This is a genomic window from Pseudomonas sp. EL_65y_Pfl2_R96 (genome assembly GCF_963970905.1).
Taxonomy (GTDB): Bacteria; Pseudomonadota; Gammaproteobacteria; order Pseudomonadales; family Pseudomonadaceae; genus Aquipseudomonas.
On the sequence record NZ_CAXAQH010000314.1, the window covers coordinates 1 to 465 of the forward strand.

Below are 465 nucleotides of genomic sequence, written 5' to 3' on the forward strand. Positions count from 1 at the left end.
TGATGGCTGGCATAACAACAAACAATTTGATTGATGCAACGGCGAATTGCAACGTATGCCCCGTAGCTTCACCCCACAGCGCTATCCAAGGACATACGAATGAGTATCGCCGAACCCATCCTGCTGACTCCCGGCCCGTTGACCACTTCGGCCCGCACCCGCCAGGCGATGATGATCGACTGGGGGTCATGGGATGACCGTTTCAATCAACTGACCGCCAGCCTTTGCAAACAACTGCTGGCGATCCTCAACGGCGCAGCCACCCATCACTGCGTGCCGTTGCAAGGCAGCGGGACATTCGCCGTCGAAGCGGCCATCGGTACGCTGGTACCGCGTGACGGCAAAGTGCTGGTGCTGATCAACGGTGCCTATGGCCAGCGTCTGGCGAAAATCTGCGAGGTGCTCGGCCGCTCGTTCAGTACCTTCGAAACCGCTGAAGACAAACCGACCACGGCCGCCGACGTT

The 465-nt window shown here is 58.9% G+C and carries 1 pseudogene; it reads left to right on the forward strand.

The features are described 5' to 3' along the window. Positions 1-99: 99 nt before the first annotated feature. A pseudogene (locus AACY49_RS30805) lies at positions 100-465 on the forward strand (2-aminoethylphosphonate--pyruvate transaminase); the annotation flags it as partial.